The 16012-nt window shown below is 60.4% G+C and carries 13 protein-coding genes; 5 read left to right on the top strand and 8 right to left on the bottom strand.

All coding sequences use genetic code 11. The features are described from left to right. The first annotated feature begins 9 nt into the window (after positions 1-9). Positions 10-660 (top strand): 2-hydroxychromene-2-carboxylate isomerase, encoded by a 651-nt coding sequence (locus tag ACN9MY_RS16260; RefSeq protein ID WP_426161433.1) that lies wholly within the window; start codon positions 10-12, stop codon positions 658-660. A gap of 159 nt (positions 661-819) precedes the next feature. Here ACN9MY_RS16260 and aceB read toward each other — a convergent pair whose 3' ends face one another. Further along, positions 820-2409 (bottom strand): malate synthase A, encoded by a 1590-nt coding sequence (gene aceB / locus ACN9MY_RS16255; RefSeq protein ID WP_426161432.1) that lies wholly within the window; start codon positions 2407-2409, stop codon positions 820-822. Positions 2410-2533: 124 nt separating this feature from the next. On the opposite strand from aceB, the gene ACN9MY_RS16250 reads away from it, so the two are divergent. Next, positions 2534-3439, top strand: coding sequence for a LysR family transcriptional regulator (locus ACN9MY_RS16250; protein ID WP_426317918.1), 906 nt, complete (start codon positions 2534-2536; stop codon positions 3437-3439). Between the two features lie 111 nt (positions 3440-3550). On the opposite strand, the gene ACN9MY_RS16245 is transcribed toward ACN9MY_RS16250, so the two are convergent. From ACN9MY_RS16245 to ACN9MY_RS16230, 4 genes are all read right to left on the bottom strand, one after another. Next, positions 3551-3754 (bottom strand): cold-shock protein, encoded by a 204-nt coding sequence (locus ACN9MY_RS16245; RefSeq protein WP_028102570.1) that lies wholly within the window; start codon positions 3752-3754, stop codon positions 3551-3553. Positions 3755-3954: 200 nt separating this feature from the next. After that, positions 3955-4308 carry an Hpt domain-containing protein gene (locus tag ACN9MY_RS16240; protein WP_426161430.1) on the bottom strand — a complete coding sequence of 118 codons (354 nt, stop codon included), beginning with the start codon at positions 4306-4308 and terminating at the stop codon, positions 3955-3957. Between the two features lie 3 nt (positions 4309-4311). Beyond that, positions 4312-4962 (bottom strand): uracil phosphoribosyltransferase, encoded by a 651-nt coding sequence (gene upp, locus ACN9MY_RS16235; protein ID WP_426161429.1) that lies wholly within the window; start codon positions 4960-4962, stop codon positions 4312-4314. A 45-nt stretch (positions 4963-5007) separates the two neighbouring features. Continuing rightward, complete coding sequence (locus tag ACN9MY_RS16230) at positions 5008-6690, bottom strand: isovaleryl-CoA dehydrogenase (protein WP_426335747.1); 1683 nt, start codon at positions 6688-6690, stop codon at positions 5008-5010. A gap of 247 nt (positions 6691-6937) precedes the next feature. On the opposite strand from ACN9MY_RS16230, the gene ACN9MY_RS16225 reads away from it, so the two are divergent. Together ACN9MY_RS16225 and ACN9MY_RS16220 are read left to right on the top strand one after the other, a co-directional pair. After that, a complete protein-coding gene (locus ACN9MY_RS16225; protein WP_426335746.1) occupies positions 6938-8671 on the top strand; it encodes a putative bifunctional diguanylate cyclase/phosphodiesterase in 1734 nt (577 codons plus the stop codon). Continuing rightward, complete coding sequence (locus ACN9MY_RS16220; RefSeq protein ID WP_426161426.1) at positions 8668-10146, top strand: HDOD domain-containing protein; 1479 nt, start codon at positions 8668-8670, stop codon at positions 10144-10146. The genes ACN9MY_RS16225 and ACN9MY_RS16220 overlap by 4 nt, the downstream gene beginning before the upstream one ends. A gap of 3 nt (positions 10147-10149) precedes the next feature. Here ACN9MY_RS16220 and ACN9MY_RS16215 read toward each other — a convergent pair whose 3' ends face one another. Together ACN9MY_RS16215 and aroC are read right to left on the bottom strand one after the other, a co-directional pair. After that, positions 10150-11292 (bottom strand): MFS transporter, encoded by a 1143-nt coding sequence (locus ACN9MY_RS16215; RefSeq protein ID WP_426335745.1) that lies wholly within the window; start codon positions 11290-11292, stop codon positions 10150-10152. Further along, on the bottom strand, positions 11289-12389 hold the full coding sequence (gene aroC / locus ACN9MY_RS16210) for a chorismate synthase (protein ID WP_426317913.1): 1101 nt from the start codon (positions 12387-12389) through the stop codon (positions 11289-11291). Before aroC ends, ACN9MY_RS16215 begins: the two co-directional genes overlap by 4 nt. Before the next feature lie 213 nt (positions 12390-12602). On the opposite strand from aroC, the gene ACN9MY_RS16205 reads away from it, so the two are divergent. Beyond that, positions 12603-14864, top strand: a complete 2262-nt coding sequence (locus ACN9MY_RS16205; protein WP_426161423.1) for a GGDEF/EAL domain-containing response regulator — start codon at positions 12603-12605, stop codon at positions 14862-14864. Between the two features lie 511 nt (positions 14865-15375). Here ACN9MY_RS16205 and ACN9MY_RS16200 read toward each other — a convergent pair. After that, on the bottom strand, positions 15376-15957 hold the full coding sequence (locus ACN9MY_RS16200) for a hypothetical protein (RefSeq protein ID WP_426335744.1): 582 nt from the start codon (positions 15955-15957) through the stop codon (positions 15376-15378). Positions 15958-16012 lie beyond the last annotated feature (55 nt).

Genomic DNA, 16012 nt, shown 5'->3' with positions numbered 1-16012 from the left:
AGGAGATTTATGCAAACCGTCCGCATGTACGTTGATCCCATCAGCCCTTTCGTCTGGCTGGCCACCAAGCAGATTGCCCGCATTGAGGCGGCGGGGGTGCAGGTTGAAATCGTGCCTGTCTTGTTCGCCGCGATGCTGAACAAGCATGGCCTGGTGGGCCCGGCCGAGGTCCCGGCGAAACGTGTACTGACGTTCCGCGATGTGATGCGGCAGGCGTCGGCGCAGGGCCTGGAGTTCGTGGGGCCGCCAGGCCATCCGTTCAATCCCTTGCCGATGCTGCGAATGGCGACCGCTATCGAGGGACGTGCGGAGCGGATCGCATTCGTCACCGCAGTGATGGCGGCAACCTGGGAACAGGGGCAGGATGCGCAGGATTTCGGCGTCCTCGCACGGGTGGCGCGCGATTGCGGGCTCGATGGCGAGGCGCTGGTTGCCGCGGCGGGGACGCCAGAGGTGAAGGCGGAACTGGCGCGGGCGACCGAGCAGGCCATTAACGATGGCATCTTTGGCGTGCCGAGTTTTGTCTATGAGGGAGAGTTGTTCTGGGGGGCGGATCGGATCGACAGCCTGTTGCGCAGGATCGCGGGCCATCGTATCGATGAGGGGCGCTTGCAGGAGTTTCTCGACAGGCCGTCGTTGGCTTCGCGGCAAAACCGGTAAACCTGGGTCTGACCCACAGGGTCAGACCCTGAATGACTTCCCGGCCAACCAATTGGTTCAAGGATCTTGATTTTTGGAGAAGGTCAAAGGCCTGGAACCAAACCCGTGGAGGCTGCGCTGACGGGGTCAGACCCTTGGGTCTGACCCTGGTTTACCGGTTTAGATTTCCTCGTACAGCGGCAGCGTCAGAAATTCCTCAAACGCTTCCGAAGTCGACATCTTCTCGAAAATCTGGGCAGCGCGATCGTAGGCTGGCGTGGAGCCGTCCGGAGCAGTAGCTTTCACCTTCGGCAGTTCTTCCGGAATCATCGCACGAACCATATCGGCCGTCACCTTGCGGCCATCTTCCAGCACGCCCTTCGACGAACGAATCCACTGCCACACCTGCGAGCGCGAGATTTCTGCGGTCGCCGCATCTTCCATCAGGTTATGGATCGGCACGCAACCGTTGCCATTCAGCCAGCTACCCAGGTAGTGAATGCCGACGTTGATGTTGTAGCGCAGGCCAGCTTCAGTAATAGGCGCTTCAGGCTTGAAGTCGAGCAGCTCCGCTGCCGTCACTTCCACGTCCGGACGCTGTTTGGAAATCTGGTTCGGCGCATCGCCCAGCACCTTCTTGAACTCGCCCATGGCCAGCTCCACCAGGCCAGGGTGAGCGACCCAGCCGCCGTCGTAACCGTCGGTCGCATCTCGCGCCTTGTCGTTACGCACGCCGCCCATGGCCACTTCATTTTTCTCCGGATCGTTCTTGATCGGGATCAGCGCTGCCATGCCGCCAATTGCAGGTGCATTGCGCTTGTGGCAGGTCTTCAGCAGCAGCAGCGCATAGGCGCGCATGAACGGCGAAGTCATGGTGACCTTGGCGCGGTCGGCCAGGCAGAAGTCCTTATCCAGCTTGAACTTCTTAATGCAGCTGAAGATGTAGTCCCAACGGCCGGCGTTCAGGCCCGAGCTGTGCTCGCGCAGTTCGTACAGGATTTCGTCCATCTCGAACGCGGCCAGGATGGTTTCGATCAGCACGGTGGCCTTGATGGTGCCTTGTGGCAGGCCCAGTTCATTCTGGGTCATGACGAAGATGTCATTCCACAGGCGGGCTTCCAGGTGCGACTCCATCTTCGGCAGGTAAAAGTATGGGCCGGCGCCGCGTGCCAGTTGCTCTTTCGCGTTGTGGATCATGAACAGCGCGAAGTCGAAGATGCCGCCCGAGACACGCTTGCCATCGACGGTCACGTGCTTTTCGTCCAGGTGCCAGCCGCGTGGACGCACCACCAAGGTGGCAGTCTTTTCATTCAGCTTGTAGGACTTGCCGTTCTGTTCCAGCGAGATGGTCTTGCGGACCGCATCCTGCATATTGATCTGGCCGGAGATCTGGTTGTCCCAGTTCGGGGTATTGGAATCTTCGAAATCGGTCATGTAGGAGTCCGCACCGGAATTCAGCGCGTTGATGACCATTTTGCGGTCGACCGGGCCGGTGATCTCCACGCGGCGGCATTCCAGGGCTTTAGGAATCGGTGCGATCTTCCAGTCGCCGTTGCGGATATGGGCGGTTTCGGCCAGGAAGTCCGGGCGCTCGCCTGCATCCAGGCGCTTGGCGCGCTCGACGCGCTTGGCCAGCAGTTCCTGGCGGCGCGGCTCAAATTCGCGGCTCAGCTTGGCCACCAGGGCCAGCGCTTCCGGGGTCAGCACGCGCTCGAAACCTGGCTTGATTTCTCCTGTGATTTGCATACCTGCTGGCAGAGTGATGCTCATGGTCTTTCTCCGTTAATGATGATTAGTGTTGTGATTCGATGTTTTCCAGTATATTGACTAAAAACATAGAGAAACAAGACTAAAAAGCACTTCATCTGTGCGTTTTAGTCATAAATGAGGTCTTATGGGTCAGTTCAGGCAAATCTCCACCTTTGTAGAAGTGGTCAACCGCGGCAGCCTGTCGGCGGCGGCCCGCGCGGAAGGCATTGCGCCCGCCGTTATCGGACGCCGCCTCGACGCGCTGGAGCAACGGCTCGGCGTCAAACTGCTCCAGCGTACCACGCGCAAGCTGGCGCTGACGGACGAAGGTGCAGCCTTCCTTGAGGATTGCCAACGCATCCTGGTGGATCTGGAAAGCGCGGAAGCCGCGGTGGCAGAACGTAGCGCGCGCGCCACGGGACACCTCCTTATCTCCGCGCCTGCCGGCTTTGGACGGCTGCATGTGGCACCCCTGGTCCCCTCCTTTTTAGCGGAGCACCGTGACGTGGCGGTGACATTGAACCTGAACGACCGCGTGGTGGATTTGATTGGCGAAGGGGTGGACGTGGCGATCCGCATTGCCTCGATGTCCGACTCCAACCTGGTGAGCGTGAAGCTGGCCGATAATCATCGCGTGGTGGTTGGCACGCCCGCCTATCTCAAACGCCACGGTGTGCCGAAAACACTGGACGACCTCGCCAGGCACAACTGCATGACGATCAGCAGCGAAGGCAGCCAGCGCGGCTGGACTTTCCGCGAAGGCGATAAAAACGTGACGCTGAAAATTGCGGGAAATATGAGCTGCAACGACGGCGCAGTCTTGCACGATTGGGTGTTGGCCGGCAAAGGCCTGGCATGGCGCTCAATGTGGGAAGTGGGCGCAGATATTGAAGCAGGACGTTTAAAGCCTGTGCTCAACGAATTTTCGGCGCCAGGAAATGATATTTACGCCGTATTTGCACAAAGGCGGCACCTGCCATTTCGCATCCGCGCCTTCGTCGATTTCCTGCGCCACGCCTACGCCCAGCCCGGCTACTGGCGCAAAGGCTGAACTCGTGTCACACCATGGGGTCTGACCCCATGGTGTGACACGGGCTGATGTGTAGGGGCGAAAAAAAATCCTCCGATTTGGAGGATTTTTTATCGTTTTGATCCGTCTCGATTACAGAGGCTGGATGTTCGACGCCTGCTTGCCTTTTGGGCCGGAGGTCACGTCGAAGGACACGCGTTGGTTTTCCTGCAGCGACTTGAAGCCGTTGCTTTGGATAGCCGAGAAGTGAGCAAACAGATCTTCGCCGCCTTCATCAGGGGTAATGAAGCCAAAACCCTTTGCGTCGTTGAACCATTTTACGATACCAGTTGCCATTACAATTCCTATTACAGTTAAATGAGCTTGCGCCCGTGATACCGTTTGAATCCAGTCACCTGAATCTAAACGATCCGCCATTATACCGAAATACCTGTTAAAAACACGCCGCGATGAAAATTAATTCACGAGTGCCAAAGCAGGTCCCGAACATGTATGACTAACTATAGACAAGATTTATCAATCTTGTTTGATAAATATCAATCGTGCGCGGCAATTTTCCCTGGGCCAAATTCCTTGTCGGCGCTTTGCAACAGCGCCTGGACCGCAGACTCAATTCCGCTCCACGGCGCACCAGCTTCCATCACGCCGCGCACCAGCTGTTCGATGCGGCGTGACTCGTCGCCAAGCGCGGCCAGGCCAAACGATCCGGCCGAGCCGGCTACGCTGTGCAGCGCGTGGTGCAATTGCTCGATGTGGGAAGGGCTCAGGTCGCCCTGGCATAGCGCCAGGGCATCGCGGATTGCCGCCATGCGCTCGGGAACGCTGGCGGCGTATTTGTCGCGCAAGGCTTGCATCCGGTCCTGGAAGGCTGGATCGACCGGCGCGGCCATGACTTATTTGGTGCCGAAAATGCGGTCGCCCGCGTCGCCCAAGCCCGGAATGATGTAGGCATGGTCGTTGAGGTGGGAATCGAGCGAAGCGCAGAAGATCTTCACGTTCGGGTGCGATTTCTGGAACACCTCGATGCCTTCCGGTGCCGCCACCAGGGCGAGGAAGATGATCTGGTCGTCGGGAACGCCGCGCTTTTTCAGCACGTCCACCGCGTGCACGGCCGAATTGCCGGTCGCCACCATCGGGTCGCACAGGATGAAGGTGCGGTCGACCAGGTCCGGCAGGCGCACCAGGTATTCCACCGGCTGGTGGGTTTCAGGGTCGCGGAACACGCCGATATGGCCGACGCGTGCCGATGGCACCAGGTTCAGCAGGCCGTCGCTCATGCCCACGCCGGCGCGCAGGATCGGCACCACGGCCAGCTTGCGTCCGGCGATCACAGGCGCCTGGATGGTTTGCAGCGGGGTTTCGATTTCGCGCGTGGTCAGCGGCAGGTCACGGGTGATCTCGTAGCCCATCAGCAGCGTGATTTCTTTCAGCAGCTCGCGGAAGGTGCGCGTGGACGTTGCCTTGTCGCGCATATGGCTCAGCTTGTGCTGGATCAGCGGATGGTCGGTAATGAACAGGTTGGGAAAGCGCGGATCTTGTTTCATGTCAAATAGGAATAAATTCGTTCAATTGCGCGCATTATCCCAGCCTCAGGCGTTTTCCACCAGCGCCCGCTGTAGAATGGCTTCACAGTTAGTTCCCACCGGCAACCGGCCGTAAGCGCCGCCCGGCTCGCGTGCCAGGCGGCTGGCAACGAAGGCGGAACTGACAAAGGCCGGTGCGTAGCGCAGCAGCAGCCCGGCCTGCACGGCGAGAACGATGCGCTCGGCCAGCTGGCGCGCGCCGAACTCGTCCTCTCGGGCTTTGGGCAGGTCGGCCAGCAATTGGCTGGTGTAGCGCACGTACTCGGGATCGGCGTGGCTCCCCTCGCCCAGTTCGGCGGCCAGCACTTCCAGCGCCTGGCCGGATTTGGACAGGGCGCGCAACAGGTCCAGGCACATCACGTTGCCGGAGCCTTCCCAGATCGAATTCACCGGCAGTTCCCGGTAAAGGCGGGCGAGCGAGCTCTCCTCCACATAGCCACTGCCCCCAAGTACTTCCATCGCCTCGGCACCAAAACCGGGCCCGCGCTTGCAGATCCAGTATTTGCCGGCTGGCGTCAGCAGCCGCGCAAGCAGCGCTTCCGCAGGATTGTCCATGCGGTCGAAACAGCGCGCCAGACGCATCGCGAAAACAGTGGCGGCTTCCGATTCCAGCGCCAGGTCGGCCAGCACGTTCTGCATCAGTGGCTGTTCCGCCAGCGGCTTGCCGAATGCACTGCGGCGCCGCGCATGGTGCAGCACCTGGGTCAACGCCGCGCGCATGATGCCGGCCGTGCCGAGCACGCAGTCAAGCCGCGTGTGATTGCCCATTTCCAGGATGGTCGGCACGCCGCGGCCCAGCGGGCCAAGCAGCCAGCCGTAGGCGCCGGTAAATTCGACTTCCGACGAGGCATTCGACTTGTTGCCAAGCTTGTCCTTCAAGCGCTGCACGCGCACCTGGTTGCGAACTCCATTTGGCAGGAAACGCGGAACGAGGAAGCAGCTCAGGCCCGCATCGCCGGCCTGGGCCAGCACCAGGTGGGCGTCGCATTGCGGCGCGGAGAAGAACCATTTGTGGCCGGTCAGTCGATAGACCGCTTCACTGTCGTCGCCGAACAGCGCACGCACCTCTTCGGCAGCCACGCCTTCGGCTTGCGTCGTGTTGGCGCGCAGGTCGGAACCGCCCTGCTTTTCCGTCATGCCCATGCCAATCAGCGCGCCGCGTTTTTCGTCAATCGGCAACGGGCTGGGATCGTATACGCGCGACAGGATCTTCGGCAGCCAGCGCGCGGCAAGGCCCGGGCTCTGGCGCAAAGCCGGCACGCTGGCGTAGGTCATCGTGATCGGGCATTGCGCGCCGTTTTCGACTTGCCCAAACAGGATGTAGCGCGCCGCACGCGCCACTTGCGCGCCGTGGTGCGGATGCTTGCCTTCCCATGGCGAAGCGTGGGCGCCGGCTGCGATCATCAGCTCCATCAGCTTGTGCCAGGCGGGATGGAATTCGACTTCATCTACCCGGTGCCCGGAACGGTCGAAGTTTTTCAATACGGGGGGATGTTCGTTGGCCTGCCGCGCCAGCTCCTGCATTTCCGCGGAGCCCAGTTCGGCGCCCAGTTCCATCAGCGAAGCAGTGGCGAAAGCGCCGCCTTCGCGCTCCAGCGCTTCGCGCAAGGCGGTGTCGCATGTGAACAGGTTGACGTTCACAAACGGGCTTACCTGGTTGAAAACCTCGTGCGTGTCGAAACGGTTCATTTCGCCCTCCTCGGCCTCCTGTGTAACGCGAGGCTAGCGCAAACTTTCAGCAGTAGCAAGGTTAGCGTAAAAATGAAAGATTGCTTAGTAAAGCATCAAACTTCTTCTGATTTCATCCAAAACTGATCTTGGGCAACAAATTTCCTAAAAACATAGCCTAATGTTGCTCTTTTTCATGTGAAACATGAGGTTTAAGTGATACATTTCTCACTGGTTTCGACCCGAAGAGAAAGAATCGAGCGCAACAATGCTTTCCAGCTCCCCAACAGTGCCCCTAACGACATCACACCATGAGGCAGACCTCCTGCTAGAGGAAGCGGGCGATGTGGTGTTCAGGCTGAATCTGATGGGTCAAATTCTGTTTGCGAGCCAGCGTGCCACCAACCTGTTACGCAACGGGCAGGAACTTGAAGGCCAGCCTTTGCTCGCCTTTATCTGTGACCTGGACCATGCTGCGCTGAAGTCCGCGCTTTCCGAATCGGTCCAGGCCCGCGGTGCACACCGCGCCGAGATTCGCCTCAAGACTCCCGAGCAGGAAATCTGGTTTGAGCTACGCGTCAGCAGCTACGCGACGGGAAACAAGGCCTACGAATTACTGGTGGTCGGCCGCGACATGACGGCCCAGCGCGCGACAGAAGAACGCTTGCGCCACATGGCGACCCACGATGGCCTGACCGAGCTGCCTAACCGCCTGCTGCTGTCGGATCGCCTGCGCATGACCATCGCCCAGGCGCGCCGCTCAGGACAGGGATTTGCCGTAGCCACCATTGGACTGGACAGCTTCAAGAAAGTGAATGACGGCCTTGGCCACCCGGTTGGCGACGCCGTCCTGCAAATGGCCGCGGCGCGCTTGCGCAAAACCCTGCGCGATAGCGATACCCTGGCCCGCGTCGGCGGAGATGAATTCGTCGCGGTGCTGCCCGGCACCTACAACGAGGCGCAAATCAGGCTGGTCACCGGCCGCCTGCTTGCCACGCTGCAGTCGCCGTTCGAAGTGGACCGGCACACGATTTACGTCAGCGCCTCGCTCGGCGTGTCGGTCTATCCCGAGCACGCGGAAGACGAAGTGCGCCTGGTCGCCCTGGCCGATGCCGCCATGTCGCGCGCCAAGGAAACCGGCAAGGCCCGCTGCGTGATCTACAGCCAGCGCCAGAGTGGCTCGCCTGAACACGATATTTCGCTGGAAGCGGCCATGTTCCAGGCCGTGCGCGAGGGCGAATTCCTGTTGTACTACCAGCCTATCGTCAATTCCATCACGCGCGAAATCGAAGGTTTCGAGACCCTGATGCGCTGGAAGCACCCTACCCTGGGCATGGTGCCGCCGGCCCGCTTCATCCCAATCGCGGAAACCAATGGCCTGATCAACCTGCTCGGCGCATGGGCGCTGAAATCGGCCTGTGTGCAGCTGAAGCAGTTCCAGGAAGTGGCCAAGCGGCCGCTATACATTTCCGTCAATATCAGTCCCCGTCAATTCCGCAACGACAAATTCCTCGATGTGCTCGACGATGCCCTGGCCTTCTCTGGCCTGCCTGGTGAACAATTGGTGCTGGAGATTACCGAAGGCACGCTGATGATCGATCCGGCCCACGCCGAGACAATCCTTGCCAGGATGGCCGAGCGCAACGCCCGCATCGCAATCGACGACTTTGGCACCGGTTACTCTTCGCTGTCCTACCTGAAGCGCTTCCCGATTTCCGTACTGAAGATCGATCGCACCTTCATCCGCGACCTGCCCGGCTCGGAAAAGGATGGCGCCATCTGTAATGCGGTGCTGGACCTGGCCAAGCACCTGGACTTGTCCGTGGTGGCCGAAGGGGTCGAGACCGAAGAACAAATGCACTACGTCGAGCAGCGCGGCTGCCATTACGTCCAGGGCTTCCTCACCGGCCGTCCGATGGCCGCGCACACGGCCGTGGCTGCGCTCAGGGAGCGCACCTACGCGTCGCTGATGACTGAAGAACCGCGGCAGGTGGCCCAATGAACGCCCTGGCCGAACAGACCTTGGGAACGCTCTGGGAGCGCACGCGCCAGCAAGGCGACATGCCTGGCTTTGCTAAAGCCATCACCGCCATCCTTGGCGCAATGCGCGGCGAGGACGACAAGGAGTTCGACATGGCGCGCACCGTGCTGTCGGATCCTGTGCTGACCCAGAAGGTCCTGCGCCTGGCGAACAGCGGCATGTATTCCGCCTTCGGCCAGCAAATCAATACCGTCAGCAAAGCCATGCTGGTGCTGGGCACCGAAGCGATCGGGCACCTGGCCCTGGGGCTGAAGCTGATCGAAGAATTGTCCGTGGTGTCTCCCGATTCCGGCATGGCCCACATTGAAATGGAAAAGGCCGTACTGGCCGGCATCGTCGCACGCGAAGTATCGGCCACCGCGGAAAACCGCCACGGCGAGGAAGCTGTGGTCTGCTCCATGCTGCAGACCCTGGGCCGCATGCTGGTCACTTTCTACATGCCGGAGCGCTGGTCGGCCCTGCAGGGCGCCACGGGCGAAGGCAAGGAAGACAGTGCGGCAGTCGGGATGCTGGGCCTGAGCCTGCAGGATATCGGCCGCGCCGCCGCCGTGCATTGGGGCTTGCCTGAAAACCTGCTGTCCGGCATGCGCACCCTGGTGCCGCCTGCCGACGATATGCCGGCCGAACCGCTCGGCCCTGAAGACTGGGTGGCAGGCGTTTCCACCATGTCTTGCATCTGTGCCGGTGCACTGTGGCATGACAGCGAAGAAGGCGCCGCGGAAGTGAAGCGCATCACCGCCCGCTATTCAACCATGATCGGCGTCAGCCCCGACAAGCTGGCGCGGGCCATCGAGCAGGCCAAGGTCGTTGCGGCAAGCGACCTGTCGATCGCGCCTTTGTCCAAGCCGGCCGAACGCCGCGCGAAAGCCCTGGCGCAAACCCGCCAGCGCGTCGCCGGCAACAATATCCTGCTTAGCGGCTTGTCCGATATGCGCGATTCGCTCGACACCGCGAGCCCGGGCCAGATGGTCTCGATCGCGCTGGAAACCGTATTCAAGGGCTTGCAGTTCAGTCGAGCGGTGGCATTCGTGCGCAACCGCCGCGAAAGCAAGTACGCGGCGCGCATGTGCCTCGGCGAAGGCGTGCGCGAGCACCTGGACGCCATGCACTTTGCCGATGCCTACGAGCCGAACGTGTTCCACGCCGCTTTGAGCAGCGACCGTGTGATCTTCATTGAAAATGCGGCCGATCCGAAGTTCGCCGCGAAGCTGCCGGCCTGGTGGCGCGATACGCTGAACGATGCGCGCAGCTTCGTGATCCTGCCGCTATGCTCCAACGGCCAGCCGACCGGCTTCCTGTACGGCGATTGGGACGACTCCTTCCCGGCCATCCACCTCAGCCCGACCGAGTTCTCACTGCTGAACGACATCCGTTCGATGATTGTGAAGGCGGCCGAGCGCCGCCACCAGGTCGGCACCGTCAATCGCGCCGCCTGAGTCCTACCGCTGCCAGCGGTAGCTCAGCGCAGCAGCGATGGCGCCCGTCGCCACCAGCCCCGACGCAACGTAGTAGATGGTTTGCGGCCCCGCGCCCTGCCAGACCTGGGTCAGCGCCAGGCTGCCGGCGCTGGCCCCGACGCCATAGGAAATGCTGATGTACAGCGCCTGCCCGCGCGCCTGCAAGGCGCCGCCGAACCAGCGTTGCATGGTCTGCACCGAGGCCGAATGGTGCAGCGCGAAGGTCGCCGCGTGCATCAGCTGCGCCGCAACCAGCAAGGCCAGAGACTGCGCGCCGACCCCGATCATGGCGAAGCGCAGCACACCGAAAGCGAAGCAGGCATACATCAGGCGCCTGGCGCCAAAACGCTTGAACAGCGGCGCCTGGAAATAGAAGCACAGCACCTCGGCCACCACGCCCAGCGACCACATCAAGCCGGTGACGGTCTTGCTGTACCCCTGCTTCTCAAGATACAGCGAGTAGAAGGTGTACAGCGAAGCGTGGGCCGAAACCATCAGCGCGGTGGAGGCGAAGAATGCCAGCACTTCCTTCTTGCGCAGCACTGCCAGCAAGGCCGGCGGCTTGCCTGCATGAGTCAGGCGCGGCACGTCCTTAAGGCGGAAGGCTGCCCCCAGCACGCATACCAGCAGTACCCCGCAGAACCAGACCAGGGCGCCCGTCCCTTGCCAATCCATCAGGAACGAGGCCAGCATCACGGTGACAATGAAGCCGATCGAGCCCCACAGGCGGATGCGCCCGTAGTAGGTCAGGTCGCCGCGCATCTCTGACAGCATGAGCGCTTCGCACATCGGCCCTTGCGCGCTGGTGAAAAGATTGAGCAGGACCATCGCGGCGAAGAAATGCGCGAAGGTGGAACCGAAGATGAAACCGGAGAACGTCACCAGCGCCGCAACGCCGGTCAGGCGCAGCACGAAGACGCGCCGTTCGGAATGGTCGGCGACATAGCCCCACAGATTGGGGCCGAAGATCCGCAACACCTGGATCAGCGACATCAGGACGCCGATCTGCGCTACCGACATCCCCCTGCCCTGGAAATACAGGCTGGCGTAAGTCGAAAATGTCCCGGCGTATGCGTAATAACAGAAAAGGAAAAGCGCGAATCCGAAGGCTTGCGCGGGGATCACGCTTTGCTGATATCGGGCGTGGAGACTTTGACGTCGCCGCACTGGGCGCGGTGCATCAGCGCGTGATCCATCAGCACCAGGGCCAGCATTGCTTCAGCAATCGGCGTCGCCCGGATGCCAACGCACGGATCGTGGCGCCCAAAGGTTTCCACCATCACAGGGTTGCCTTCCTTGTCGATCGAACGGCGCGGCGTGCGGATCGAAGAAGTCGGCTTGATGGCGATCGAAACCGTAATGTCCTGGCCAGTCGAAATGCCGCCCAACACGCCGCCGGAGTTATTGCCGACAAAGCCTTCCAGGGTCAGTTCATCGCCATGCTCGGAGCCGCGCTGCGCCACGCTGTCGAAGCCCGCGCCGATTTCTACGCCTTTCACTGCATTGATGCCCATCATCGCGTAGGCGATATCGGCATCCAGCTTGTCGTAGATTGGCTGGCCCAGGCCAACCGGCACGTTGCGCGCCACCACGTCGATGCGTGCGCCGATGGAATCGCCGTCCTTGCGCAGGCCGTCCATATAGTCTTCCATGCGTTCAATCAGGGCCGCGTCGGAAGTGGCAGCGAAGAACGGGTTGGAAGGCACGTGCTCAAAGCTCTCGAACGGCACTTCGATCTCGCCCAACTGGCTCATGCAGCCGGCGAATTCGGTACCGTACTTCTCCTTCAGCCACTTCTTGGCAATGGCGGCCGCGCCCACCACCGGCGCGGTCAGGCGCGCCGAAGAACGGCCGCCGCCGCGCGGGTCGCGCACGCCGTACTTGTGCCAGTAGGTGTAATCGGCGTGGCCCGGACGGAAGCTCTCCGCGATATTGCCGTAGTCCTTGCTGCGCTGGTCTTCGTTCTTGATCAGCAGCGCGATCGGGGTACCGGTCGTGACGCCCTGGTACACGCCGGACAGGATCTGGACCGTGTCTGGCTCCTGGCGCTGCGTCACGTGGCGCGAAGTGCCAGGTTTGCGGCGATCCAGTTCCGGCTGGATGTCTGCCTCGCTCAACGCCATTCCCGGCGGGCAGCCGTCGATGACGCAGCCAATTGCAGGACCATGGGATTCGCCAAAAGTGGTGACGGTGAACAGCTTGCCAAAGGAATTGCCGGACATGATGAGGACGATGAGTAGTAGCTGGGAGAAACTCCCCATTCTAACCCGATATGGCAAAACTCGCAGGAAGTAGCTTTTTAAGCTACAACTTTTGCGAAACTAGCACGTCGCTATTTCGTTAGTATCCATGAAAGTGTTTTAATGGTCGTTCTCAGGAATAATTCGCTATATACTAGGTTGTAAGAACACCGAGACCCCTTGGAGAAGCGACAAATGCCCCCTTCGATCACGGCGCCGGATGGCGGCCACGACGATCAGGACGATCTGGTTTTCTTAGAAGAGCATACGGCTCAGCCAGCTCTCCCCACACAGCGCAATGTCTGGCGCGTGATGATTATCGATGACGACGAGGACGTCCATTCGACGACCACGTTCGCCCTCGGCAACCTGGACATGCAGCACCGCCCCCTGGAATTCGTGCACGCTTATTCCGCCGCGCAGGCGCGCGAGATGCTCAAGCACGAACAGGAAATCGCCGTGATCCTGCTTGACGTAGTCATGGAGCAGGATGACGCCGGTTTGCACCTGGTGCGCTATATTCGCGAAACACTGAAGCTTGCCGACGTGCGCATCATCCTGCGCACCGGCCAGCCCGGTTACGCGCCCGAGATCGATGCGATCCGCGATTTCGACATCAACGATTACAAGACCAAGTCCGAGCTGACGCGCATCAAGCTGTTCACCACCGTGACGGCCGCGATCCGCTCCTATGAACAAATCCGCAATATCAACGAAAGCCGGCGCGGCCTGGCGCGCATCGTCCATTCCAGCACGGAGCTGATGGCGCTGCACGGCGTGCAGAATTTCGCCTCCGGCGTCTTGTCGCAGATCGCAGAACTGCTCGGCCAGGAAGCGCATGGCGTGCTGTGCGTGCAGGAATGCCCGGATGCCGGCTGCCACGAGCTGGTTGTCATGGCGGCCACCGGCAGCCACCATAACCTGTCCAATTCCCAGCTGACGGCAAGCGAAGACCCGCGCGTACACAAGGCGATGGAGGAATGCCTGGCTGCGCGCCGCAACATCTATTGTGGCGACAGCATCGCGCTTTACTTTGCCGGCAAGGCGAGCCGCACCTTTGTGGCATTCATGGATGTCTCGCGCGCACCGAGCCCGCTGGAAGAAAGCCTGCTCGAAGTCTTTTGCAGCAATGTGGCCGTGGGGCTCGACAACGTGGAGCTGGTCTCGCACCTGCACACGGCTGCCTTCTACGACAACCTGTCCAAGCTGCCGAACCGCACCCGCCTGGTCGAGATCCTCGATGCCACGCTGGCCGGCCCTGCCAAGCAGGACGCCACGCTTTGCCTGGTCGACCTCGATCACTTTGCCGAGACCAACGATGCGCTGGGCCATGAATTCGGCGACTTGCTGCTGTCCGCGGTTGCGGCCCGCCTGCAAAATAGCCTCGGCAAGCAATTGACCGTCGCCCGTATCGGCGGCGATATTTTCTGCGTGCTGGGCGATGCCGGCCAGGTCAACCCGGCCAATATCATCGCCTTGTTCACGACGCCATTCAGCATCGACGGCCAGGACGTGCAGCTATCCGCCACCCTCGGCCTGGTGCGCTTGCTGGAACATGACGGCAGCGGCGCGGATGCGCTGAAGGACGCCGATATCGCCCTGAAGCGCGCCAAGACCCAGCAGCGCGCCGGCCACTTCTACTTCTCGCGCAGCATGGGCGTAGAAATCCGCGAGCGCGTGCGCATGATGCACGCCTTGCGCACCGGTTTCAGCCAGAACCAACTCTTTGTTGTCTATCAACCGCAAGTCGACCTGGAAACGCGCCGCCCGATGGGCGCGGAAGCCTTGCTGCGCTGGCAAACGCCGGATGGCAAATTCGTCTCGCCGGACCGCTTCATCCCGATCGCAGAGTATTCGGGCCTGATCATCGACCTGGGCGAATGGGTGATGCGCACCTCGATGCAGGAACTGGTTGCCCTGCGCGCCGCCGGCCATACCGAATTCACCATGTCGATCAATGTGTCGCAGGTGCAGTTCCGCCACCCGCACTTCATGGAAACGCTGCGCAATGCCCTGCACGATACCGGCGCACCGCCGGAGTATGTGGAGCTTGAGATCACAGAATCGATGGCGATGGAAGAACCGGACATGCTGATCAAGATGCTGGCGCAGATCAAGCAGACCGGCGTGACGATTGCGATCGACGATTTCGGCACAGGCTTTTCTTCGTTGTCCTACCTGCAGCGCCTGCAGGTCGACCGCCTGAAGATCGACCGCGCGTTCGTCACAGAGATCACCAACTCAGCGCGCGGCAGCAGCATTGCCGAAATGGTGGTGCAACTGGGCCGCAACCTCGGCCTGGCAGTGATTGCGGAAGGCGTGGAAGACGAACGCCAGGCCCAAATCCTGCACGCCCTGGGATGCCCGCTTGGCCAAGGCTTCCTGTTCGCCCGGCCAATGACTGGCGAGGCGCTTGTCGGCTGGCTAAGTGACGACGCCCTGGCTGGAGTTGCTTGATGCTCAGTAGTCCGAGCTTGAGCTTGAGCTGAACGGCAGCTACCGCCCCAAAGCCGTCCCTCGGCTACGATATTGCCCGCGCCAGATCTTGAGCCACGAGCAGCCGGACCCGATACACTCGGCTTAACCCTCTTAGATAGTCTCGGAGCTCATACCTCTTAATACTCGGCGTTTCTCTATCACCTGATTTTTCGATTCCCACTGCCGCAAGAAAGGCGCCCTCGATCAGCACCGTATAGAAGTCCTCCGATTGGTCAGGAGGCCAATGCAAAACGAATGCATTTATAACACTGTAGCCTGCCGATTGAAGAGCTTCTTTTAACCGAGATTGAGAATGGTCGGAAAAATGAAATGCTCGGGAAGCCTCCAATTCCTTACGATAGTCTTGCTCTAGCCTACTTCCTATCAGTTTCACGATTTGGCGCCTACATTTCCGTTACACCGGAATATCTGATTCCGCTACTGGCTTCCGCTACTGGCCGCGATATGCCACAGTTTTTGCAACAATCATTCAGTCGGTATCAGTTGCCAGGACTACTTCGATCCGACTGTCGGCTGGCCGAATAATGAGCCAAGAATAGTCCCAAGCGACATCGTAAAAAAATGAGGACCACGGCAGGCACGATACGAATACAAGCGGCTCTTGAAAATTTCCAGCCAAAAGCGACTCTGCGGCTTGACCTGCAGCTTCCATTGCGCGTCGAGCGGGCATCGGTTCAGTAGTATAAGCGCCGCCTTGGACTAAAGCGCGGGCCATCGATCCTGACAACTCGACTGGGTGGATCCAACGAAATGTGTCCGGGGCAAGAAATGTAACGTCATTGAGCGCGTATGGTAACGCGTCGGCGACTGATTTCGTCTGCCAAAAGCGCTCAAAAAAGAAAATGGAATGAAGCGCTCCAGTATTGATGAATTCCGTGAAATCCGAATGTTCGGGGATGCCAAACGACTTATGAAGAACGGTCCCGTTGCTGTACATTGCGGCCAGGTCTTCTACGAACTGCAGGCCAGTTGTAGGCGGTTCAATCAGCGGAAAGTCGATCTCTCGCCACATGGACATGGCTCGATCAAACTGCGAAGGAGTGCTGGACATTAATGAAGTTTCTTGTCGTTATGAGTAATGAGGCTTGCCCTATTGGCCGCACGCA

This window comes from Pseudoduganella sp. R-31, assembly GCF_049913235.1.
Taxonomy (GTDB): domain Bacteria; phylum Pseudomonadota; class Gammaproteobacteria; order Burkholderiales; family Burkholderiaceae_D; genus Rugamonas.
Note: the sequence above shows the minus strand (reverse complement) of the source record. Positions and strands in the feature narration are given on the sequence as shown.